Here is a 19,026-nt window from a genome sequence, read left to right on the forward strand (position 1 = left end):
AGGGTGCACTCGCCGTGCTTGCAGAAAGCCGCCGCAGGCGCCTGGCAGCGGGCCGCAAGGCCCATCGCCATCAGCCTGGAGATTCTGCGGAACCCATGAAAACGAGCCCGCCCATCTGGCTTCATGCACACCCCGGGAGGCGTCATAGTTGAGGCGCCGACAATCCAGGGCGACTCAGAAAACTCTCTATTCTAGCGTTTCTTGGCCAACTCTGCGCAAAAAACAGCCAGACTCTCAGCCAGATCGGGCCGGGCCGCCTGCGCCGCGTCCCAGTCGCGGGCTGCCTGGTTCCAGGCTTGCCAGGGGCCGGGTTCCAGGGCCGCTGCCAGCGCGGCTTCGGCGGCGGTGGCCGCGTCCGCCTGGTTCCAGGCGCGGATGAGGTCGGCGGCGGGGGCCGGGGCCGGATAGCGCGCCAGCCAGGCGTCGAGCTTTTCCAGGTGGATGTTCCCCGCCTGGGGGTAGATCTGCCAGACCAGCGGTCGCGCCGCCCATGCCGCGCGCACGAAAGAGTCCTCGCCGCGCACGAAATTCAGGTCGGCGCACCACAACACGCGGTCGAAGTCGGGCTGGGCCACGAACGGCAGGCGCGCCACGGCCGGGCCGCCGGGCAGGGCGCAAGCCGCCTCCAGGCCGGGGGCGACGCCGACGGGCGCCAGCAGCAGGGTCGGACGCGTGTCAGCCGCCAGCGCCCGCGCCAGGGCATCGACCGGGGCGCCCGGGTAGCAAAACAGGGACATCGTGCGTGCGCCGTTGCGGCGAAGCGACAGCAGGCCGTCGGCCACGCCCAGGCCGCGCAGGAACGCCTCCTGGGCGGCGGGATCGGCCTGGAACGCGTCGCGCTCGGCCGACAGCCCCGGCTCGCGCAGCAGGCCGCCGGTGGCCGGCGTGAAGCCGGGGAAGAAGAAATGCTTCACCAGACCGTCGGGCCGCTGCGACGGCAGGCCGTGGCAGCTTTCCACCCAGGCCTCGGCGCTCAGATATTCCAGATTGACCCAGGCCGGATGGCGCTGGCGCATGCTGTCCAGGAAAGTGTCGGGCGGATCGCAGGCGAAAGCCTCGATCACCACGTCGCGCGCGGCCAGTCCCGGGCCGGGCGTGGCCGACCAGCGCACCACATCCACGCCCTGGCAGGCCTGGCGCGCCGCGCCGGGGTCGATGCCGGGCTGGATGCGGGCGAAGCTGGCCAGGTCGTCGACCCACAGGCGCACGTCCCAGCCATGGCCGTGCGCCAGCCGCCGCGCCAGGCGCCAGCAGACGCCGATGTCGCCGTAGTTGTCGACCACGCGGCAGAAGATGTCCGCTTGCATCGACGCGGCTCAGTGGAACTTGGCGGGCGCGGCCTCGGCGTCCTCGGGCAACTCGGCGTGCACCAGTTCGCCCAGCGGATTGGGGAAGTAGGGCGCGCCGCAATCCTCGCAGTATTCCGGCGGCAGCACGCCGGGAATGCGGCGCACGTCGGTCACGCCGTATTCCTTGAGCAGGGCCGCGATCTCGTCGACCACGTCGGGCAGGCCCTCGTCGGCCGGCACGTCATCCTCGCGGCCGTACAGCGGCCAGACGCAGCCGTAGTAGACGTCGTTGCTGTTGCGCGCGGTGAAACCGATGCGGTATTCGTCGATGCGGCTTTCTCCGCAGCCGGCCACCACGGCCCGCAGTTGCGAAGCCTCGAGGTTGACCGCGCCTTCGAGCCAGCTCACGGCGGCGCGCAGCGACAGCGGCCGCACGCGGCGGTCGGCCTCGCGGTTGCTGACGTAATAGGCGTCGGGCAGCAGCGCCTCGAAACCGCAGCCCGGCAGCAGGCCGGCCAGCGTCGGCTGGGCCTGGGCGGCCCATTGCGCCAGGCAGGCGTCGCGGCTGGCCTCGGCGTCGCCGATCTGCTCCTGCCAGCGGAATACCGGCGCGAACTCGGGCACCGCCACGGCCGCCACGATATAGCGCGTATCGGCCAGCATGTTGGCGGTTTCGGCCTCGGTGTTCAGCGCCGGCTTGGTGGTCTCGGCGCCCAGCGCCTGCGTGCCCAGCCGTTGCAGCCATTGCCAGGTTTCCGAGAACGTGCGCGGCATCTGGTCGACGCTGACCAGGTACGGCATCAGGGCGCTGCGCGCCTGGCTCGACAGCACGTGGCCATGCAGTTGCGCCAGCAGGGCCTGCTGGACGCTGGCCGAAACCGGCCCGGTGGGAATCGCGTAGCGGGTCCAGGCAACGATGGGCGCGACGATCAGCAGGACGTCATGGCGCACGCCATTCTTGTCGATCTTCATCGACTCGGACAGGGTTTCGGCTTGCTCGATCAGGACTTCATAGGCGCCCACATCGTTCTGGGCCAGATGGTCCAGTGCGGCTTCCAGCGGGGCATCCTGGCCTGCCTTGAGCAGCTTCGGAATCGCTTCGCCAAGCTGATTCTCCCAGTACACGTCTTCGACGCGGCTGCCCGAGCGGTTGAGCGACTGGGCGAGCGTGATCAGGCGAGTGGCATCGCGGGTCAAGCGGGGAGCGGATTGGCTGCGGGATCGGGCCATAACTTCGGAGGACGTCCAGTAAGTGTGCAACGGCGTAGTTTAACGCCCGCCACGATCGCGGGCGCCGGCGTGCCCTGGCGCCCGCGGTTCGCGCTGGTCGCAGGGGGGCCAGCGGCGCCGTGTCGGTCCGCGATTGGTGCTGATCTGGCAACAGATCATCCCTTTGGGATGGGTTTATTGCCGATCGGAATCGGACGAAAATGATTCCATCGTCATGCTTTCCGGAGTCATCGCCATGCGCTGGCCTACGCTTTTCGTTTCCCACGGTTCTCCCATGCTGGCCGTCGAGCCCGGTTCGACCGGTCCCGCCCTGGCCGCCTGGAGCCGGTCGTTCGGCCGCAAGCCGCGCGCCATCCTGGTGGTGTCGCCGCACTGGATGGGCCACGGCCTGGCCCTGTCCACCCGCGAGCAGCAGGTGGCCTGGCACGACTTCGGCGGCTTTCCGCCCGAGCTCTACGCGTTGCAGTACGCCGCGCCCGGCTCACCCGAACTGGCCGAACGCACCCAGGCGCTGTTGGCCGGCGCCGGCATCGCCGCCGAGCGCGATCCGCGCCGGCCGCTGGACCATGGCGCCTGGGTGCCGTTGCGCTACCTGTATCCCGAGGTCGACGTGCCGGTGGTGCAGCTGTCGCTGGACATGGGCCGCGACGCCGCCGGGCAGCTCGAACTGGGCCGCGCCCTGGCGCCGCTGCGCGACGAGGACGTGCTGATCATCGGTTCGGGCTCGCTGACGCACAATCTGCGCGACGTGCGCATGCCGCAGGACGCGCCGCCGGCGCCCTACGTGCCGGCGTTCCAGGACTGGTATGCGCGGCATCTCGCGGCCAACGACGTGCCGGCCCTGCTCGACTGGCAAGCGCGGGCGCCGGGCGCGGCGCAGGCCCATCCGCACGACGACCACCTGATGCCGCTATACGTGGCGCTGGGCGCGGGCGGCGGCCAGGCCAGGCGCCTGAACGACGAAGTGTCGTACGGCGCGTTGGCGATGGATGCCTATGCGTTCGACTAGCGCCCGTTGACGCCGCCCGCCGCGCGCCGGGGTGGGCGGCAGTCTACGTTTGGTTACCCGGCGCGGTTTCAATCCGCGCACCGTCTATGCATAATGGCTGCCGCCCGCGCCGCGGGCGTTTCCTTGTTCTGGACGCATGCCGGCGCCCGCCGGCCGGGAGTGTAGAGATCGTGAAAGCGCACATCGTGAAATCCGCCTGTCTGGCTCTCGCCGCCGCCATGCTGGGGACGGCGGCGTCCGCCTGGGCCGAGGACGTCAAGGGTTCCCGCGACCATCCGGCCCTGACCCGTTTCGAGGGCGCCGAGATCCGCGCCTACGAGTACAAGGACTACGACGAGGCCGTCATGCCCGACCGGCCGGTCGCGCGGCAAGCCGAGCCCAAGGGCCTGGAACTGGAAGGCAAGCTGACGCGCATCGCCTATCGCATCGACGGCAGCAAATCGGCGCTGGAGGTCTATCGCAACTACCAGGCGGCGCTCCAGGCCGGCGGCTTCAAGACCCTGTTCGAATGCAAGGGCGACGGGCAATGCGGCGAGGATTTCCAGTCGTTCGTGATCAACAGCGGCAAGGTCAGTCAGCCCGGGCAGGGCGACGCGGCGTTCGGCGGCAAGTACTACGCCGTGCTGGCCAAGAAGGAGGCGCCCACGGGCGATCTCTACGTGTTCCTGGATGTGATGGAAGACAGCGCCAACCACATCACGCCGGTGTTCCAGCAAGTGGTCGAGACCAAGCCGATGCAGACCGGCCAGGTCAAGGTGCTGGACATGGCCGCCATGCAGAAGTCACTGGCCGAGTCGGGCCGTGTCGCCGTCTATGGCGTGTATTTCGACACCGACAAGGCCGACATCAAGCCAGAGTCCAAGGCCGCGCTGGACGAGATGGGCAAGCTGCTCGATGCCAATCCCGGCCTGAAAGTCTATGTGGTGGGCCACACCGACAACCAGGGCACGCTGGCCGGCAACCTGGAGTTGTCGCAAAAACGTGCCGACGCCGTGGTCAAGGCGCTGGAGACGGGCTACAAGATCCCCGCCGCGCGCCTGTCGCCGCGCGGCGTGGCATCGCTGGCGCCGGTGGCCGCCAACGACGCCGAGGCCGGCCGCGCCAGGAACCGCCGGGTCGAACTGGTCGCCCAATGACGCGGCGCGCCTGACGCGGCGCACGTGCGGCGCCATGAGAAAAGCCCCTGGAACCCGACGGTTCCAGGGGCTTTGTCTTGGCGGGCGGCGGGTTACGCGGCCAGCAGCTGGCGCAGCACGAAGGGCAGGATGCCGCCATGCTGGTAGTAGTCGACCTCGATCGGGGTGTCGATGCGCAGCAGCACCGTCACGTCCTGCTTCGAACCATCCTTGCGGGTGATCGTCAGCGTTACGTCCTGCATCGGCTTGATGCCGTTTTCCAGGCCCGAGATGTCGTAGGTCTCTTCGCCGGTGATGCCCAGCGACTGCACGCTGTCGGTGCCCTTGAACTGCAGCGGCAGCACGCCCATGCCCACCAGGTTGCTGCGGTGGATGCGCTCGAAGCTGCGCGCGATGACGGCCTTCACGCCCAGCAACTGGGTGCCCTTGGCGGCCCAGTCGCGCGACGAGCCGGTGCCGTACTCTTCGCCGCCGAACACGATGGTGGGCGTGCCGGCCGCCACGTACTTCATGGCCGCGTCGTAGATCGACATCTGTTCGCCGGTCGGCTGGAACAGGGTTTCGCCGCCTTCGAAGCGGCTGCCGTCCGCAAGCGCCGGAATCATCAGGTTCTTGATGCGCACGTTGGCGAAGGTGCCGCGCATCATGATTTCATGGTTGCCGCGGCGCGAGCCGTAGCTGTTGAAATCGGCCTTCATGACGCCGTGTTCCTTGAGCCACTTGCCCGCCGGCGAGGTTTCCTTGATGGAGCCGGCCGGGGAGATGTGGTCGGTGGTGACGGAGTCGCCGAACACGCCCAGCGCGCGCGCGTTCTTGACGGTCGGCATCGCGCCCGGCGTCATGCCGAAGCCCTCGAAGAACGGCGGCTCGGCGATGTAGGTGGAGTCGGGCCAGTTATAGGTATCGCCCTTGACGCCCTTGATGTTCTCCCACAGCTTGCCCGGGTTGCTCTTGACCTGGCCGTAGTTGGCCTCGAAGGCCTTGGGGTCCAGCGCGTACTTGAGCAGCGACTCGACTTCCTCGGTGGTCGGCCAGATGTCGCCGAGCCAGATGTCGCCGTTCTTGCCGCGGCCGACCGGTTCGGTCATCAGGTCGCGCGTCACGGTGCCGGCCAGGGCGTAGGCCACCACCAGCGGCGGCGAGGCCAGGAAGTTGGCCTTGATGTTCGGGTGGATGCGCGCCTCGAAGTTGCGGTTGCCGGACAACACCGCCGAGCACACCAGGTCGTTGCTGGTGATGACGTCGTTCAGGTCGGGCGTCAGGTCGCCGGCGTTGCCGATGCAGGTGGTGCAGCCGTAGGCGGCCACGTCGAAGCCCAGCTTTTCCAGGTAGGGCAGCAGGCCGGTCTTGGTCAGGTATTCGGTGACCACGCGCGAGCCGGGGGCCAGCGAGGTCTTGATGTGCTTGGGCACCTTCAGGCCGGCTTCCACCGCCTTCTTGGCCAGCAGGCCCGCGGCCAGCAGCACGCTGGGGTTGGAGGTGTTGGTGCACGAGGTGATGGCGGCGATCAGGATGTCGCCGTTCTTGACCTTGGTGCCGGTGCTGGTGGTGAAGGTCTGCTGCAGCTTCTCGGCCGGCTGGTTGAAGCCGTTTTCGGAGACCGGCTTGGAGAACAGGTCGATGAAGGTGCTCTTGACGTTGCCGATCTCGATGCGGTCCTGCGGACGCTTGGGGCCGGCCAGCGACGGCGCCACGGTGGACAGGTCCAGCGTCAGCAGCTTGGTGTAGTTGATGTCCTTGGCGGCGGGCACGCCGAACATGTCCTGGGCCTTGAAGTAGGCCTCGAACGCGGCGATTTCGGCTTCGGTGCGGCCGGTGCCGCGGAAGTAGTCGATGGTGCGATCATCGACCGGGAAGAAGCCCATGGTGGCGCCGTATTCGGGCGCCATGTTGCCGATGGTGGCGCGCTCGGCCACCGACAGGCTGGCCGTGCCCTCGCCACAGAACTCGACGAACTTGCCGACCACCTTCTCGCGGCGCAGCATTTCGGTGATGGTCAGCACCAGGTCGGTGGCGGTGACGCCGCCGCGCAGCTTGCCCTTGAGTTCCACGCCGACCACGTCGGGGGTCAGGAAGTACACCGGCTGGCCCAGCATGCCGGCCTCGGCCTCGATGCCGCCCACGCCCCAGCCAACCACGCCGATCCCGTTGATCATGGTGGTGTGGCTGTCGGTGCCCACCAGCGAGTCAGGGTAGTAGACGTTGTTCTTCTTGTCCTGGTGCACGCCGCGCGCCAGGTATTCCAGGTTCACCTGGTGGACGATGCCGAAGCCCGGGGGCACCACGCCGAAGGTGTCGAAGGCCTGCATGCCCCACTTCATGAACTGGTAGCGCTCCTGGTTGCGCTTGAATTCCAGCTTCATGTTCAGGTCGAGGGCGTTCTTGGTGCCGAAGTAGTCGATCATGACCGAGTGGTCCACCACCAGGTCCACCGGCACCAGCGGCTCGATGCTCTTGGGGCTCTTGCCCATCTTGTCGGCCACCGAGCGCATCGCGGCGATGTCGGCCAGCAGGGGCACGCCGGTGAAGTCCTGCAGCACCACGCGGGCCACGACGAACGGGATTTCATCCTCGCGCCTGGCGTTGGCCTGCCAGCTGGCGAGCTGGCGCACGTGTTCCTCGGTGACCTTCTTGCCGTCGCAGTTGCGCAGCACGGATTCCAGCACGATGCGGATGGAGACCGGCAGCCGCTGTACGTCCACGCCCAGCGCCTTGCCCAGCGCCGGCAGCGAGTAGTACTGACAGGACTTGTTGCCGATCTTGAAATTCTTCAGTGTGTCGAGGGTGTTGTGCGGCATGATGGACTCCGTGGTTTTGCCCGCGTAAAGCCGGCATTTTCAGGCGTTTCGGCGCGTTTGTCATTCTGGGGGACAGCCGCGCGGGCGCGATACATGTCTTATATCTTATATAAGACTCAAGGGGCGCGTCAAAGTTCCGCCCCGCGCCCGGTGGCGATTGCACGGCGAGCGCGCAACACCTTACTGTGGCGCACGCGCGGTCTCCCTGCAAGTCCCCCGGTTTTTACCAAAGAAGTCCTACCGCCGCATGGCGGGGCAGGGCGCCGGATCAGGCCAGCAACGCCGGCAGTTCCGCCGCGGCGAAATCCAGAAAACGCCGCAGCGCCAGCGGCGCGCCGCGGCGGGCGGGGATGACGGCATAGATGCGGGCCGGCGTGGCCTGCCAGGCGGGCAACAACTGGACCAGGTCGCCCTTGGCCAATGTGCCGGCGCATAGATAGTGCGGCAGCAACGCCACGCCCAGGCCGGCGCGCGCCATTTCGCGCAGCACCGCCAGGTTGCTGCTGAGGCAGCGCGGGCGGTATTCGACCGACTCGGCATTGCCCGCCGGGCCGGTGAAGTGCCAGCTTTGCGGGCTGTCATGAGTGGCATGGGCCAGTAGCGGCAGGGCGTTCAGGTCGCGTGGCCGGCGCGGGGCCGGTCGCGCCAGGGCGGGCGCCGCCACCAGGATCTGCGGTACCGGGGCGAGTTCGCGCGCCACCAGCCGCGAATCGGTCAGCGAGGCGCCCTGGGCGCGGAAGGCCAGGTCGTAGCCTTCGCCCACCAGGTCGATGATCTGGTCGCGGGTATCCAGCAGCACCCGCACGCCCGGATGCTGCAGGCAGAAGCGGGCCACCAGTTCGCCCAGCAGCGTCACCGCCAGCGCCGAGGGCGCCGTCATGCGCAGCAGGCCGCTGGGGGTGTCCCCCATCGTCGCCGCCAGGTCGAACGCGCTGCGGGCCTCGCGCGCCATCGCCAGCGCATGCACATAGATCTGCTCGCCCATCGGCGTCAGCGAGACCCGGCGGGTGTTGCGCTGGAGCAGCCGCAGGCCCAGGCGCGCCTCCAGTTCGGCCACCCGGCGGCTGAGCTTGGAGCGCTGCATATTGAGGACTCGGGCGGCGGCGGAAAAGCCGCCTTTTTCGACCACCTCGGTGAAAAGCAACAGGTCGTCGAGGTGGTGGATATAGGAATGCATGGGTCCGCGGGTGGAATTGTCCTGTGAGGCAGGACAATTATTCCTGAAATTACCCTCTACTGTGTCGAACGCGGAACCCATAAGCTTTGCGCCTCCGCAACTTCCTGGCAGCACATCCTTGACGATCCGCCTCAGCCCCCCCGTGGCCAAGCCCTTCGAGCCTGCGGGCAATGCCCGTTCCTTCCGGCAATTCCGCTCCCCGGATTTCCCCGGAGGCATGTCGCCCCTGGTGCTGGCGGAGCACTTTGTCTTGACGGGACCGAGTTTCGCGCCCCATCCCCACGCCGGCATGTCGTCGGTGACACTGTTGCTGGAAGACAGCCGCGGCGCGCTGCGCAGCCGCGACAGCCTGGACAATGACCACGAGGTACGGCCCGGCGACCTGTACTGGACCGTTGCCGGGCGCGGCATTGTCCACGACCAGCAACCGGTGGACGCATCGCGGTTGAACGGCCTGCGCCTGTACGTCAATCTGCCGTTGCGGCTCAAGGACGTGGCGCCGTCGGTCGCGCTGCTGCGGGCCTGGGAAATGCCGGTGATACAGAGCGATGCCGGCCGGGTGCGGCTGGTCTCGGGGCGCTACGAAGGATGGCAGTCGCCGCTGGCGACGCCCGCGCCCTTGTTGATCCTGGATGGGTGGCTGCGCCCCGGCGCATCGCGTCTGGTGCCGTTGCCGCAGGGCTGGAATGCCTGGCTGTACACGGCGCAGGGAGAACTGGGGGTGCGCGCCTGGCATACCGCCACGCCAACGGCACCGCCGCCCGCGGCGGCCGCGCCGTTGGCGCCGTACCGTCCGGCCAGGCGGATGCCGGCGCCCGCCAGGCGAGCCGTCGATCCCGATTTCGCCGTCCTGCCGCCCGGCGCCGCGCTGACGGCCGCGGCGGATGCCGAGGGGCTGCTGCAGCTGCTGGCGGCCGGCGCGCCGGCCCATTTCATCCTGGTGGCGGGGCCGGCCATCGACGAGCCGGTGATTCAGCGCGGCCCCTTCGTGATGGCGGACGCGCGGGCCCTGGCCCAGGCCATGGCGGCCTATGAGGCCGGTGCGTTCGGCCAGGTGCGCGAGGAGGCCGGGCTGTCCGTCTGAATGGCCGCAGGCGGGCCGCCGGGGTCCGGGCCGGCGCGGCCGCCCGGCCCGGACAGGCTCCCGTCAGGAATGGGGACAGTGTCGTTGTGTGATGGCAACAAAGTGATTTTCTATATAAGGGACGCAATGAGAATGATTTCCTTTTATATAGAATCAAGCCCGCACGATCTCAATACCCCTTGGTGAACGGGCTCGACAAGGCCGGGCAGACCGGTTCCGCGGCAGTTCGAGTGGCAGGCCGTTACCGAGCGTGACCCATCGGGATTTTTGCGATTCCCTGCTTCTCGCGAAGCGCCTGCCTACAGACATCCCGACATGAACATTCGAATGCTCGCCTATGTGGTTGCGGCCCTGCCGTACGCCGTCCATGCCCAATCCGCCAAGCCCGCCTCCGACGCCGGGGTCGTGTCGCTGGACGCGATCAAGGTCGAGGCCAGCGCCGACGCCTCGGCGGGCGGCCTGGCCCAGCCCTACGCCGGTGGCCAGGTGGCCCGCGGCGGCCGGGTGGGGGTGCTGGGCACGCAGGACATCATGAGCACGCCGTTCAGCATCACCAGCTATACCAACGAACTGATCCAGGACAAACAGGCGCGCAGCGTCGGCGACGTGCTGCAGAACGATGCGGGCGTGCGCGTGGCGCGCGGCTTCGGCAACTTCCAGGAGTCGTACTTCATCCGCGGCTTCATCCTGAGTTCCGACGACGTGGCCTACAACGGGCTGTACAGCCTGCTGCCGCGCCAGTACATCGCCACCGAGCTGTTCGAGCGGGTCGAGGTGCTGCGCGGGGCCTCGGCTTTCCTGACGGGCGCCTCGCCAGGCGGCGACGGCATTGGCGGCGCCATCAACCTGGTGCCCAAGCGCGCGCCCAACGAGCCGCTCACCCGCTTCACCACCGGCATTTCCAGCGGCGGCCAGTTCTCGGTCTCGACCGACATCGCGCGCCGCTTCGGCCCGGGCGACAGCACCGGCATCCGCCTGAACGTGGCCAATCGCAGTGGCGACACGGCCATCGACGATGAGCACTCGCGCACCAGCCTGGTGTCATTGGGGCTGGATTGGCGCTCGGCCGACACGCGCCTGTCGGCCGATATCGGCTGGCAGGAAAACAAGCTCAAGCGCGCCCGCCCCAACGTCACGCTGCGCGGCGTGACCAGCGTGCCGGACGCGCCGCACGCCAGTTCCAACTATGCGCAGCCCTGGTCATACTCGAACGAACGCGACGTGTTCGGCACCGTGCGCGCCGAGCACGACTTCAGCGACAAGCTGACCGGCTGGGCGGCTTATGGCTTACGCCGGAGTGACGAGGCGAATTCACTGGGTAACGTGACCGTAACGAATGGGCGTAGCGGCGATGGCAGCTTTATGCGTTTCGACAATACGCGCAAGGATTCAGTAGATACCGGGGAATTCGGTCTTCGCGCGAAACTGCGCACGGGCGCTATTGGCCACGAAATCGTTGCGTCTGCTTCGTTTTTCCAGCTCAAGAAAAAGAACGCTTACGACTATGCTCAGAGCTTGGCAACCAACATTTACCACCCGATCTCCTACGATCTGCCGAGCTTTGGCTCCACTTTGAGTAATGGCGGGGATTTGGATTCTCCTCTGTTGACCGGGCGCGTGCGAATTAGTAGTTATGCCCTCGGCGACACGCTGTCATTCCTGGACGACAAGGTGCTGCTGACGCTGGGCATCCGCCACCAGCGCCTGTCGCAGAGGGACTACTTCTATAACACCGGCAAGGAACAAGGCGCCTACGACGCCAGCCGCAACTCGCCCGCCGCTGGCATCGTCTTCAAGGTGACGCCGAGCGTGTCGCTGTACGCCAACTATATCGAGGCCCTGGTGGCCGGCGAGACCGCGCCGCAGACCGCCAACGGCAAGCCCGTGGCCAACGCCGGCCAGAGCCTGCAGCCGTACGTCTCCAAGCAGAAGGAAATCGGCGTCAAGTACGACGGCGGGGGCCTGGGCGCGGGCCTGGCGCTGTTCTCCACCGACAAGCCGCGCGCGGCCTACAACGCCAGCAACGCGTTCACCGCCTCCGGCAAGGACCGCCACCAGGGCGTCGAACTGACCGTGTTCGGCGAACCGGTCAGGAGCGTGCGCGTGCTGGGCGGCCTGACCTTCCTGGATGCCAAGCAGCGGTCCACCGGCAATGCCAGCATCGACGGCAACCGCGTCATCGGCGTGCCGCGCTTTCAGGCCAACCTGGGCGCGGAATGGGACATTCCCGGCGTGCGGGGCCTGGCGGTGGACGGCCGCGTGGTCTACACCGGCGCGTCCTACGCGGATGACGCCAACACCCTCAAAGTGCCGGGCTGGACCCGCTTCGATGCCGGCGTGCGCTACATGATGGACGTTGACGGCCACGTGGTGACGTTGCGCGCCCGCGTCGAGAACATCGCCAACCGCAACTACTGGTCGTCGGTGGGGGGCTACCCGGGCAACGGCTACCTGGTCCTGGGCGGCCCGCGCACCTTCCTGCTGAGCGCCAGCATGGACTTCTGAGCGCCCGAAGCGCCCGCCGCGAGGCGGGCGCCGCGCAGGCAAACGCACAACGCCCCGCCGGTTTCGCCGGCGGGGCGTTGTCTTGGCGCGGCGGGGTTGGCGGCGCGGCGCTAGGTCATCAGCCAGCCGCCCGCCACATCCAGCACCTGCCCGGTCACGAAGCGCGCCTGGTCGGAGGCGAAGAACAGGCAGGCGTCGGCCACTTCCTCGGGCGTGCCGAGCCGGCGCAGCGCGGTGACGCCGGCCACGGCGTCGTTGATTTCCTTGGGCACGCTTTTCAGCAGCGGGGTGCTGATGCGGCCGGGCGCCAGGCCATTGACGGTGATGCCGTGCTCGCCCAGTTCGGCGGCCCAGTGGCGCGTCAGGCCCAGCAGCGCCGCCTTGGTGGCGGCGTAGTGCGCGGCGACGATATCGCAATAGGCCTTGCCGGCCACGGACGACATGTTGATCACGCGCCCCTGGCGCTGGCGCACCATGTGCGGCGTGGCCAGGCGGGTCATGTAGAACACGCTGTTCAGGTTGACCGCCACCACCTTGTCCCATTCGCCCGGCGTCATTTCCCACACTTTCAGCGCGCGGCCGTCGGTCTTGGGCGAGATGCCGACATTGTTGACCAGGATGGTGGCCGGGCCGAGGTCGCGGGTGATGCGGTCATACGCGGCCTGGCATTGGTCGAAGTGCGCCACGTCGGCCTGCGCGAAGCTCACCGCGTGGCCGCGCTGCTTCAGCGCCTTTTCATAGTCCTGGCCGCCCTGCGAATTGAAGTCGATCAGCCCGACCTTGCCGCCTTCGGCCAGGAAGCCCTCGACGATGGCCGAGCCGATGCCGCCGACCGCGCCGGTGACAACGATGACCTGATCCTGGAAGCGCGCGCTCATGGCTTGACCTGCAGCATGATCTTGCCGATGTGCCTGCTGCTTTCCATCAGCGCGTGGGCCTGGGCCGCCTGCGCCAGCGGGAACACCTGGTGGATCAGCGGCAGGCAGCGGCCCTGTTCCATCAGCGGCAGCACCTTGTCTGCCAGCGCCCGGGCGATAGCGCCCTTGTCCTCGTCCGAGCGCGGCCGCAGGGTGGAGCCGGTGAACGACAGCCGGCGGGTCATGATGGGCAGCGCGTCGATCTCGGCCTTGCTGCCCTCCAGGAAGGCGATCTGCACCAGCCGGCCGTTGACCGCCAGCAAGCGGATGTTCTTGTTGATATAGGCGCCCCCGACCATGTCGAGGATCACGTCCACACCCTGGCCGCCAGTGGCCTGGCGGATCTCGGCCTCGTAGTCGGTGTCGCGGTAGACCACGGCATGGTGGGCACCGGCCTTCAGGCAGGCCTCGGCTTTTTCCGGGTTGCCCACGGTGGTCCAGACCTCGGCCCCAAAGGCGCGCGCCAGTTGGATGGCGGTCAGGCCGATGCCGCTGGAGCCGCCGTGCACCAGGAACTTCTCGCCGGCCGCGAGGCGGGCGCGCTCGAACACGTTGGTCCAGACGGTGAAGTAGTTCTCCGGTATGGCGGCGGCCGACAGCAGGTCCAGCCCGCGCGGCACCGGCAGGCAATGGCGTTCGTCGGCCAGGCAGTACTGCGCATAGCCGCCGCCGGGCGTCAGCGCGCAGACCGGGTCCCCCACGCGCCACTGCGTGACGTCGGGGCCGACGGCGGCGATGGTGCCCGCCACCTCCAGCCCCAGGTAGGGCGAGGCGCCGGGCGGCGGCGGATACGAGCCCGAGCGTTGCAGCACGTCGGGGCGGTTGACGCCGGCGTAGGCGACCTCGATCAGCACCTGGCGGCCGCTGGGCGCGGCCATCTCGCGTTCGGCCAGGCGCAGGCAATCGGGCGCGCCGCCGGCGCCGTGGTCGATGAATGTGCAGCGTAAAGACATGAATGCGGTCCTTCGGATTTCAATGGCCCAGATAGGCCTTCTTGACATGGGGATCGGCCAGCAGCTCGGCGCCGGTGCCGGTGCGCACGATGGCGCCGTTCTCCAGCACGTAGCCGCGATCGGCCAGGCGCAGGGTGCGGAACACATTCTGCTCGACCAGCAGCACCGTGACGCCGTGGGACGTGACGTCGCGGATGATGTCGAACATCTGCTGCACCAGCAGCGGCGACAGGCCCAGCGAGGGTTCGTCGAACACCAGCAGCTTGGGGTCGGCCATCATGCCGCGCGCGATCGCCACCATCTGCTGTTCGCCGCCGGACAGCGAGCCGGCGTATTGCCCCAGGCGTTCGCGCACCCGCGGGAAGATCTGCAGCACTTCCTCCAGCTTGCGCTGCACGATGGGGCGGGCGGCGCGCTTGTACGAGCCCATCAGCAGGTTGTCGCGCACCGTGAAATGGGGGAACAGCTGGCGCCCTTCGGGAATCATGGTGATCCCGGCGTCGACGATGTCGTAGGGTGTGCGGTTGGTCAGGTCCTGGCCCTCGAACTCGACCCGGCCGGCGGTGGCGGCGACCACGCCACACAGCGTCTTCAGGGTGGTGGTCTTGCCGGCGCCGTTGGCGCCGATCAGCGTCACGATTTCGCCGGCCCGCACTTCGAAGTTCAGGCCGTTGAGCACCTGGCTCTTGCCATAGCCCGACGAAAGATCCGAAACCTTAAGCATCCTGGTACTCCTTGCCCAAATAGGCTTCGATGACGGCGGGGTTCTCGACCACGTCGCGGGGCGCGCCGCTCACCAGCACCGCGCCTTCGTTCAGCACGATGATGCGGTCCGACAGCGCCATGGTGGCCTGCATCATGTGCTCGATCAGCAGCACCGACACGCCCGAATCGCGGATGCGGCGGATCATCTGGATCGACTTTTCGATGTCGGTCGGGTTCAGCCCCGCCATGACCTCGTCCAGCAGCAGGATGCGCGGCCGGATCGCCAGGGCGCGGGCGATCTCCAGCCGCTTCATGCCGCCCACGGTGAGACTGCGCGCCTCGGTGTTCAGGTACTTGAGCAGGTCGGTTTCCTCGGCCACCTTCAAGGCGATCTGCTCGGCCTCCTCGCGGTCGGCGGTATGGATGAACGCGCCCAGCATGATGTTCTCCAGAACCGTCAACCCGGTGAAGGGCTTGGCGATCTGGAACGTGCGGCCCAGCCCGTGGTGGGCGAATTCGTCGGGCGTGCTGCACGAGACCCAGTTGCCCTTGGCATCCACCATCGACACCGCGCCCTTGTCCGGCGACAGGAAGCCGGACAGCAGGTTGAACACGGTGGTCTTGCCGGCGCCATTGGGGCCGATCATGCCGAGGATTTCGTACTGGTTCAGCGTCAGCGACACGTCATTGGTGGCGCGCAGGCCGCCGAAGCTCTTGAACAGGTTTTCGGCCTTGAGCACCGGTTGTTCGCGCCGCGTGGCATCGGTCGGACGGGCCTGCTCGGTCCGCTGGCGCCGGGCGCGCGGCGTGCCCAGGTAGGGCAGGCGCGCCAGCGCGCGCTCGATCGCCGGACCGAAGGCGCCGGCCAGGCCGCGCGGAATGGTCAGCACCACCGCCACCAGGATCAGGCCGTAGATCAGCCCGTGCATGCCGTTGCCCACGCTCGACAGCCAGCCGCGCGCCAGCTCGGCGATCGGCAGCACCAGGAAGGTGCCGGCGATGGGGCCGGCCACCGTGCCCAGGCCGCCGATCAGCGCGAACATCGCCACCTGGATCGACAGCTCCAGCGAAAAAGCCGAGCTGGGGTCGACGAAGGTCAGGTAGGTGATATGGAAGGTGCCGATCACGCTGGTCAGCATGGCCGACACCACCGCCGCGATGATTTTGACGCGCACCGTGTGGATGCCGACCGCCAGCGCCGCGTCCTCGCGCTCGCGGATGGCGATCAGGTAGTGGCCGATGCGCGACTTGCGGATGTACCAGGATACCCAGGTCACCAGCAGGAACAGGCCGAAGGCGATGATCACGTAGTTGATCTTTTCGCGGAACACGATCCAGGTCCAGCCGATGTTCAACGGCAGGCTGATGCCGCTGGAGCCGCCGGTCCAGCTTTCTTCGTGGATCACCAGCAGCCGCACCACCTCCAGGATGGCGATGGTGGCCAGCGCGAAGAACGGGCCGCGCAGGCGCAGCGTGGGATAGCTGATCAGGATCGCCACGGCGCCGGAAATGACCGCGCCCGCCAGCATGCCGAACCACGGCGAGATGCCGAAGTTCTGCGTCAGCAGGGTGGCGGTGTAGCCGCCGATGCCGTAGAACACCGCGTGGCCCAGCGACAGCTGGCCGGCGTAGCCGCCGACGATGTTCCAGGCCACCGACAGCGCGGAAAAGACGAACAGCAGGACGAACAGGTTGGTCCAGAATGGCGTGCCGGCGACCACCGGCACGATGAACATGGCGGTCAGCAGAATCAGGCTGACGTAGGCTTTGGGGCTTCGAAAGTCGGGAAACACGTCTCGCTCCTTGTGGCTCTGATCACTCTGTGCCGACGCCGAACAGGCCGGTCGGACGCAGGACAAGGATCAAGAGGAAGATCCCGAAATAGACGACCTCTTTCAGGTCGGGGGCGATGTAGTAGCCGGCCAGGGTGTCGACGATGCCGATGATCATCGACCCGGCCACCGCGCCATACAGGCTGCCCAGGCCGCCCAGCACCACGATCACGAAGGCGGTCAGCACGAAGTACGTGCCCACCGTCGGGAACACCGGATACTGCGGCGCCAGCAGGCCGGCGGCGATGCCGACGAAGGCGGTGCCCAGGCCGAAGGCGATGGCATAGACGTTGTTGACGTTCACGCCCATCAGCGTGGCGGCGTACCGGTGCTGCGCCACCGCCCGCAGCGCGCGGCCCAGATAGGTGCGGTGCATGAACAGGTGCAGCAGCACGGCCAGGCCCAGGCCGACCACGAAGGTCACCAGCTGGCCGGTGACCATGGTGTAGTTGCCAATGTCGAGCGTGCTGGTGCCCAGTTGCACCGGGGCGCGGTACACGTTGGCGCCGAATATCACCAGCGCCAGGTTCAGCAGAATGGTGGAGACGCCCACCGTGGCGAAGATCTGGATGTGCTGGTCGGCATTGAGCAGCGGCTGGATGATGCCCTTCTGCGTCAGCGCGCCCAGCGCGAACAGGATGACCGCCACCGGCACCAGGCCGATGTACGGATGCACGCCGAACTGCGCCGCGATCAGGTAGACCGCGTACATGCCGATCATCAGGAATTCGCCGTGCGCGAAGTTGACGACGCGGACCACGCCGAAGATCAGCGTCAGCCCCAGGCTGATGATGGTGTAGGCGCCGCCCAGCAACAGGCCATTGATGACCAGTTGAATGAAGATATCCATGGTGCAACCTCTTAGAGCGGGGCTGGCCCCGGCGCCGCGCCGTCTTCGGCGGGGCCGGGGCGCGGGCCCCAGTGAAACGCCGGACGCCCCCGAGCGTCCGGTTGCCGGCAAGTCGTCGCGGCCGGCGCGATGGCGTCATCGCGCCGGCCCTGGCGTTTTATTTCTTGAAGACGGGCTTGCCGAGCGCGAGGTTGTCAGGGGCGATGGTGACCAGCTTGCCGTCCTGCCACTGCATCACGTAGAACGTGGAGGCCTTGTTCTGGCCATCCTCGCCGAAATCGAAGCCCCAGCCGTTGGCGGTCTGGCCCGCCGGCTTCTTATAGGCCAGCACGGCCGCGCGGATCTTGTCCTTGTCGGTCGATTTGGCATTGGCGATGGCTGCGAAGAAGGCCTTGGCGCCGACATAGTTGGTCAGGCTGTGGCCCGATTGCGGGTCGCTCTTGTAGGTGGCCTTGTAGGCTTGCAGGAACTTTTCCAGGCCAGGCGCGCCGGCCGGGTTGATGGACGCCTGCGGGAAGTCCAGGTCGAACACGCCGTTCATGTCGGCGCCCACGGCCTTGGCGGTGTCGGCCAGCGAGTAGCCGCCGCCAGCGCCGATCACCACCTCGGGCTTGAAGCCGGCGGCGCGCGCCTGGCTGAAGTACAGGATGGCGTCGTTCTGGTACGCGGTCTGCAGCACCACATTGACCTTGGCGCCCTTCAGGCGCAGGATCAGCGAGGACAGGTCGACCGTCTTGGCCGAGTAGGGCAGCACTTCGGCCACGGTGTAGCCCAATTCCTGGGCGCGCTTTTTCTCGGTGGCGGCCACGTCGGTGCCGTAGGGGCCGTCCTCGTGGATGATGCCGATGCGGATGTCCTTGGGGTTCAGGCCCATGCCGGGCGCGATGATGTCATGCAGCGCATTGACCACCGCCACGCCGTACAGACCGGTGTTGGGGTTGCTGCGGAACAGGTACTTGTAGCCGCGCGTGGTGATCTTGTGGGCGGTGGCGCCCAGTTCGAAGTAGGGCACGCCGGCCAGTTCGGTCACGGGCGAGGCTGCGTACGAGATGCCCGAGGCGTAGCTGCCGAACACGCCCACCACGTTGGACGAGATCAGGCGCTTGGTTTCGGACACGGCCTGCGTCGGGTCCACCGCGTCGGCCTTGATGATCTGGATCTTCTCGCCGTTGATGCCGCCCGCGGCGTTGATCTCGTTGACGGCCAGTTCGAGGCCGCGGTAGCTCTCTTGTCCCAGCAGCGCCAGGGCGCCGCTGAACGGGAAGAGGGCGCCCACTTTCATGTCGGCCGCCGCGGTGCCGCTGGCCAGGACGCCGCACAGTCCCAGCGCGATGGCGAATTTATTGATCTTGAACACTGTCTACGCTCCTTTGTGGGTATGGGGTGCGGACTTTCTGCTGTCTCGTCCGTCTGTTTTTAAATATATGATATATGGGCCGGAGGGGGTCAAAGACCTCGTCCTGGATTCTAGTGCCGGACTCGTCCGGCTGAATCGGGGATTTCCCTCAAGCCGCATGGATAAAGCGTTTCCAGGCGATTTT

At 67.4% G+C, this 19,026-nt stretch carries 14 protein-coding genes; 4 read left to right on the plus strand and 10 right to left on the minus strand.

The window, feature by feature from the left end:
• Positions 1 to 191 precede the first annotated feature (191 nt).
• Both earP and K2W61_RS17230 read right to left on the minus strand, forming a co-directional pair.
• On the minus strand, positions 192 to 1,307 hold the full coding sequence (gene earP / locus K2W61_RS17225) for an elongation factor P maturation arginine rhamnosyltransferase EarP (protein WP_236756137.1): 1,116 nt from the start codon (positions 1,305 to 1,307) through the stop codon (positions 192 to 194).
• A 9-nt stretch (positions 1,308 to 1,316) separates the two neighbouring features.
• Positions 1,317 to 2,519: a DUF2863 family protein gene (locus K2W61_RS17230; RefSeq protein ID WP_175141507.1), complete on the minus strand. Its 1,203-nt coding sequence runs from the start codon at positions 2,517 to 2,519 to the stop codon at positions 1,317 to 1,319.
• A 235-nt stretch (positions 2,520 to 2,754) separates the two neighbouring features.
• Between K2W61_RS17230 and K2W61_RS17235 the strand changes: the two genes are divergently transcribed.
• Positions 2,755 to 3,528, plus strand: coding sequence for a DODA-type extradiol aromatic ring-opening family dioxygenase (locus K2W61_RS17235; protein ID WP_175132735.1), 774 nt, complete (start codon positions 2,755 to 2,757; stop codon positions 3,526 to 3,528).
• A 170-nt stretch (positions 3,529 to 3,698) separates the two neighbouring features.
• The gene (locus K2W61_RS17240) at positions 3,699 to 4,664 is read left to right on the plus strand and encodes an OmpA family protein (protein ID WP_236756138.1); all 966 of its coding nucleotides are present in this window, start codon (positions 3,699 to 3,701) and stop codon (positions 4,662 to 4,664) included.
• A 92-nt stretch (positions 4,665 to 4,756) separates the two neighbouring features.
• Here the strand turns inward: K2W61_RS17240 and acnA are convergent, their stop codons facing one another.
• Together acnA and K2W61_RS17250 are read right to left on the minus strand one after the other, a co-directional pair.
• Positions 4,757 to 7,462: an aconitate hydratase AcnA gene (gene acnA, locus K2W61_RS17245; RefSeq protein ID WP_175132705.1), complete on the minus strand. Its 2,706-nt coding sequence runs from the start codon at positions 7,460 to 7,462 to the stop codon at positions 4,757 to 4,759.
• 268 nt (positions 7,463 to 7,730) lie between these two features.
• Positions 7,731 to 8,639 carry a LysR substrate-binding domain-containing protein gene (locus K2W61_RS17250; protein ID WP_236756139.1) on the minus strand — a complete coding sequence of 303 codons (909 nt, stop codon included), beginning with the start codon at positions 8,637 to 8,639 and terminating at the stop codon, positions 7,731 to 7,733.
• Positions 8,640 to 8,856: 217 nt separating this feature from the next.
• On the opposite strand from K2W61_RS17250, the gene K2W61_RS17255 reads away from it, so the two are divergent.
• Complete coding sequence (locus tag K2W61_RS17255; protein ID WP_236756141.1) at positions 8,857 to 9,723, plus strand: pirin family protein; 867 nt, start codon at positions 8,857 to 8,859, stop codon at positions 9,721 to 9,723.
• Positions 9,724 to 10,038: 315 nt separating this feature from the next.
• Positions 10,039 to 12,228 carry a TonB-dependent receptor gene (locus K2W61_RS17260; protein ID WP_236756142.1) on the plus strand — a complete coding sequence of 730 codons (2,190 nt, stop codon included), beginning with the start codon at positions 10,039 to 10,041 and terminating at the stop codon, positions 12,226 to 12,228.
• Positions 12,229 to 12,338: 110 nt separating this feature from the next.
• Here the strand turns inward: K2W61_RS17260 and K2W61_RS17265 are convergent, their stop codons facing one another.
• From K2W61_RS17265 to K2W61_RS17290, 6 genes are all read right to left on the minus strand, one after another.
• Entirely contained in the window at positions 12,339 to 13,106 is a 768-nt protein-coding gene (locus K2W61_RS17265; protein ID WP_175132702.1) for an SDR family oxidoreductase, read from the minus strand.
• On the minus strand, positions 13,103 to 14,098 hold the full coding sequence (locus K2W61_RS17270; protein ID WP_236756143.1) for an NAD(P)H-quinone oxidoreductase: 996 nt from the start codon (positions 14,096 to 14,098) through the stop codon (positions 13,103 to 13,105). Before K2W61_RS17270 ends, K2W61_RS17265 begins: the two co-directional genes overlap by 4 nt.
• Before the next feature lie 19 nt (positions 14,099 to 14,117).
• On the minus strand, positions 14,118 to 14,822 hold the full coding sequence (locus tag K2W61_RS17275; protein ID WP_175132700.1) for an ABC transporter ATP-binding protein: 705 nt from the start codon (positions 14,820 to 14,822) through the stop codon (positions 14,118 to 14,120).
• A complete protein-coding gene (locus K2W61_RS17280; protein WP_175132699.1) occupies positions 14,815 to 16,596 on the minus strand; it encodes a branched-chain amino acid ABC transporter ATP-binding protein/permease in 1,782 nt (593 codons plus the stop codon). The genes K2W61_RS17275 and K2W61_RS17280 overlap by 8 nt, the downstream gene beginning before the upstream one ends.
• A 22-nt stretch (positions 16,597 to 16,618) precedes the next feature.
• Positions 16,619 to 17,485 (minus strand): branched-chain amino acid ABC transporter permease, encoded by an 867-nt coding sequence (locus K2W61_RS17285; RefSeq protein WP_175132698.1) that lies wholly within the window; start codon positions 17,483 to 17,485, stop codon positions 16,619 to 16,621.
• Positions 17,486 to 17,642: 157 nt separating this feature from the next.
• A complete protein-coding gene (locus K2W61_RS17290; protein WP_175132697.1) occupies positions 17,643 to 18,842 on the minus strand; it encodes an ABC transporter substrate-binding protein in 1,200 nt (399 codons plus the stop codon).
• Positions 18,843 to 19,026 lie beyond the last annotated feature (184 nt).

Source organism: Achromobacter pulmonis, from assembly GCF_021733725.1.
Taxonomy (GTDB): Bacteria; Pseudomonadota; Gammaproteobacteria; order Burkholderiales; family Burkholderiaceae_B; genus Achromobacter; species Achromobacter pulmonis.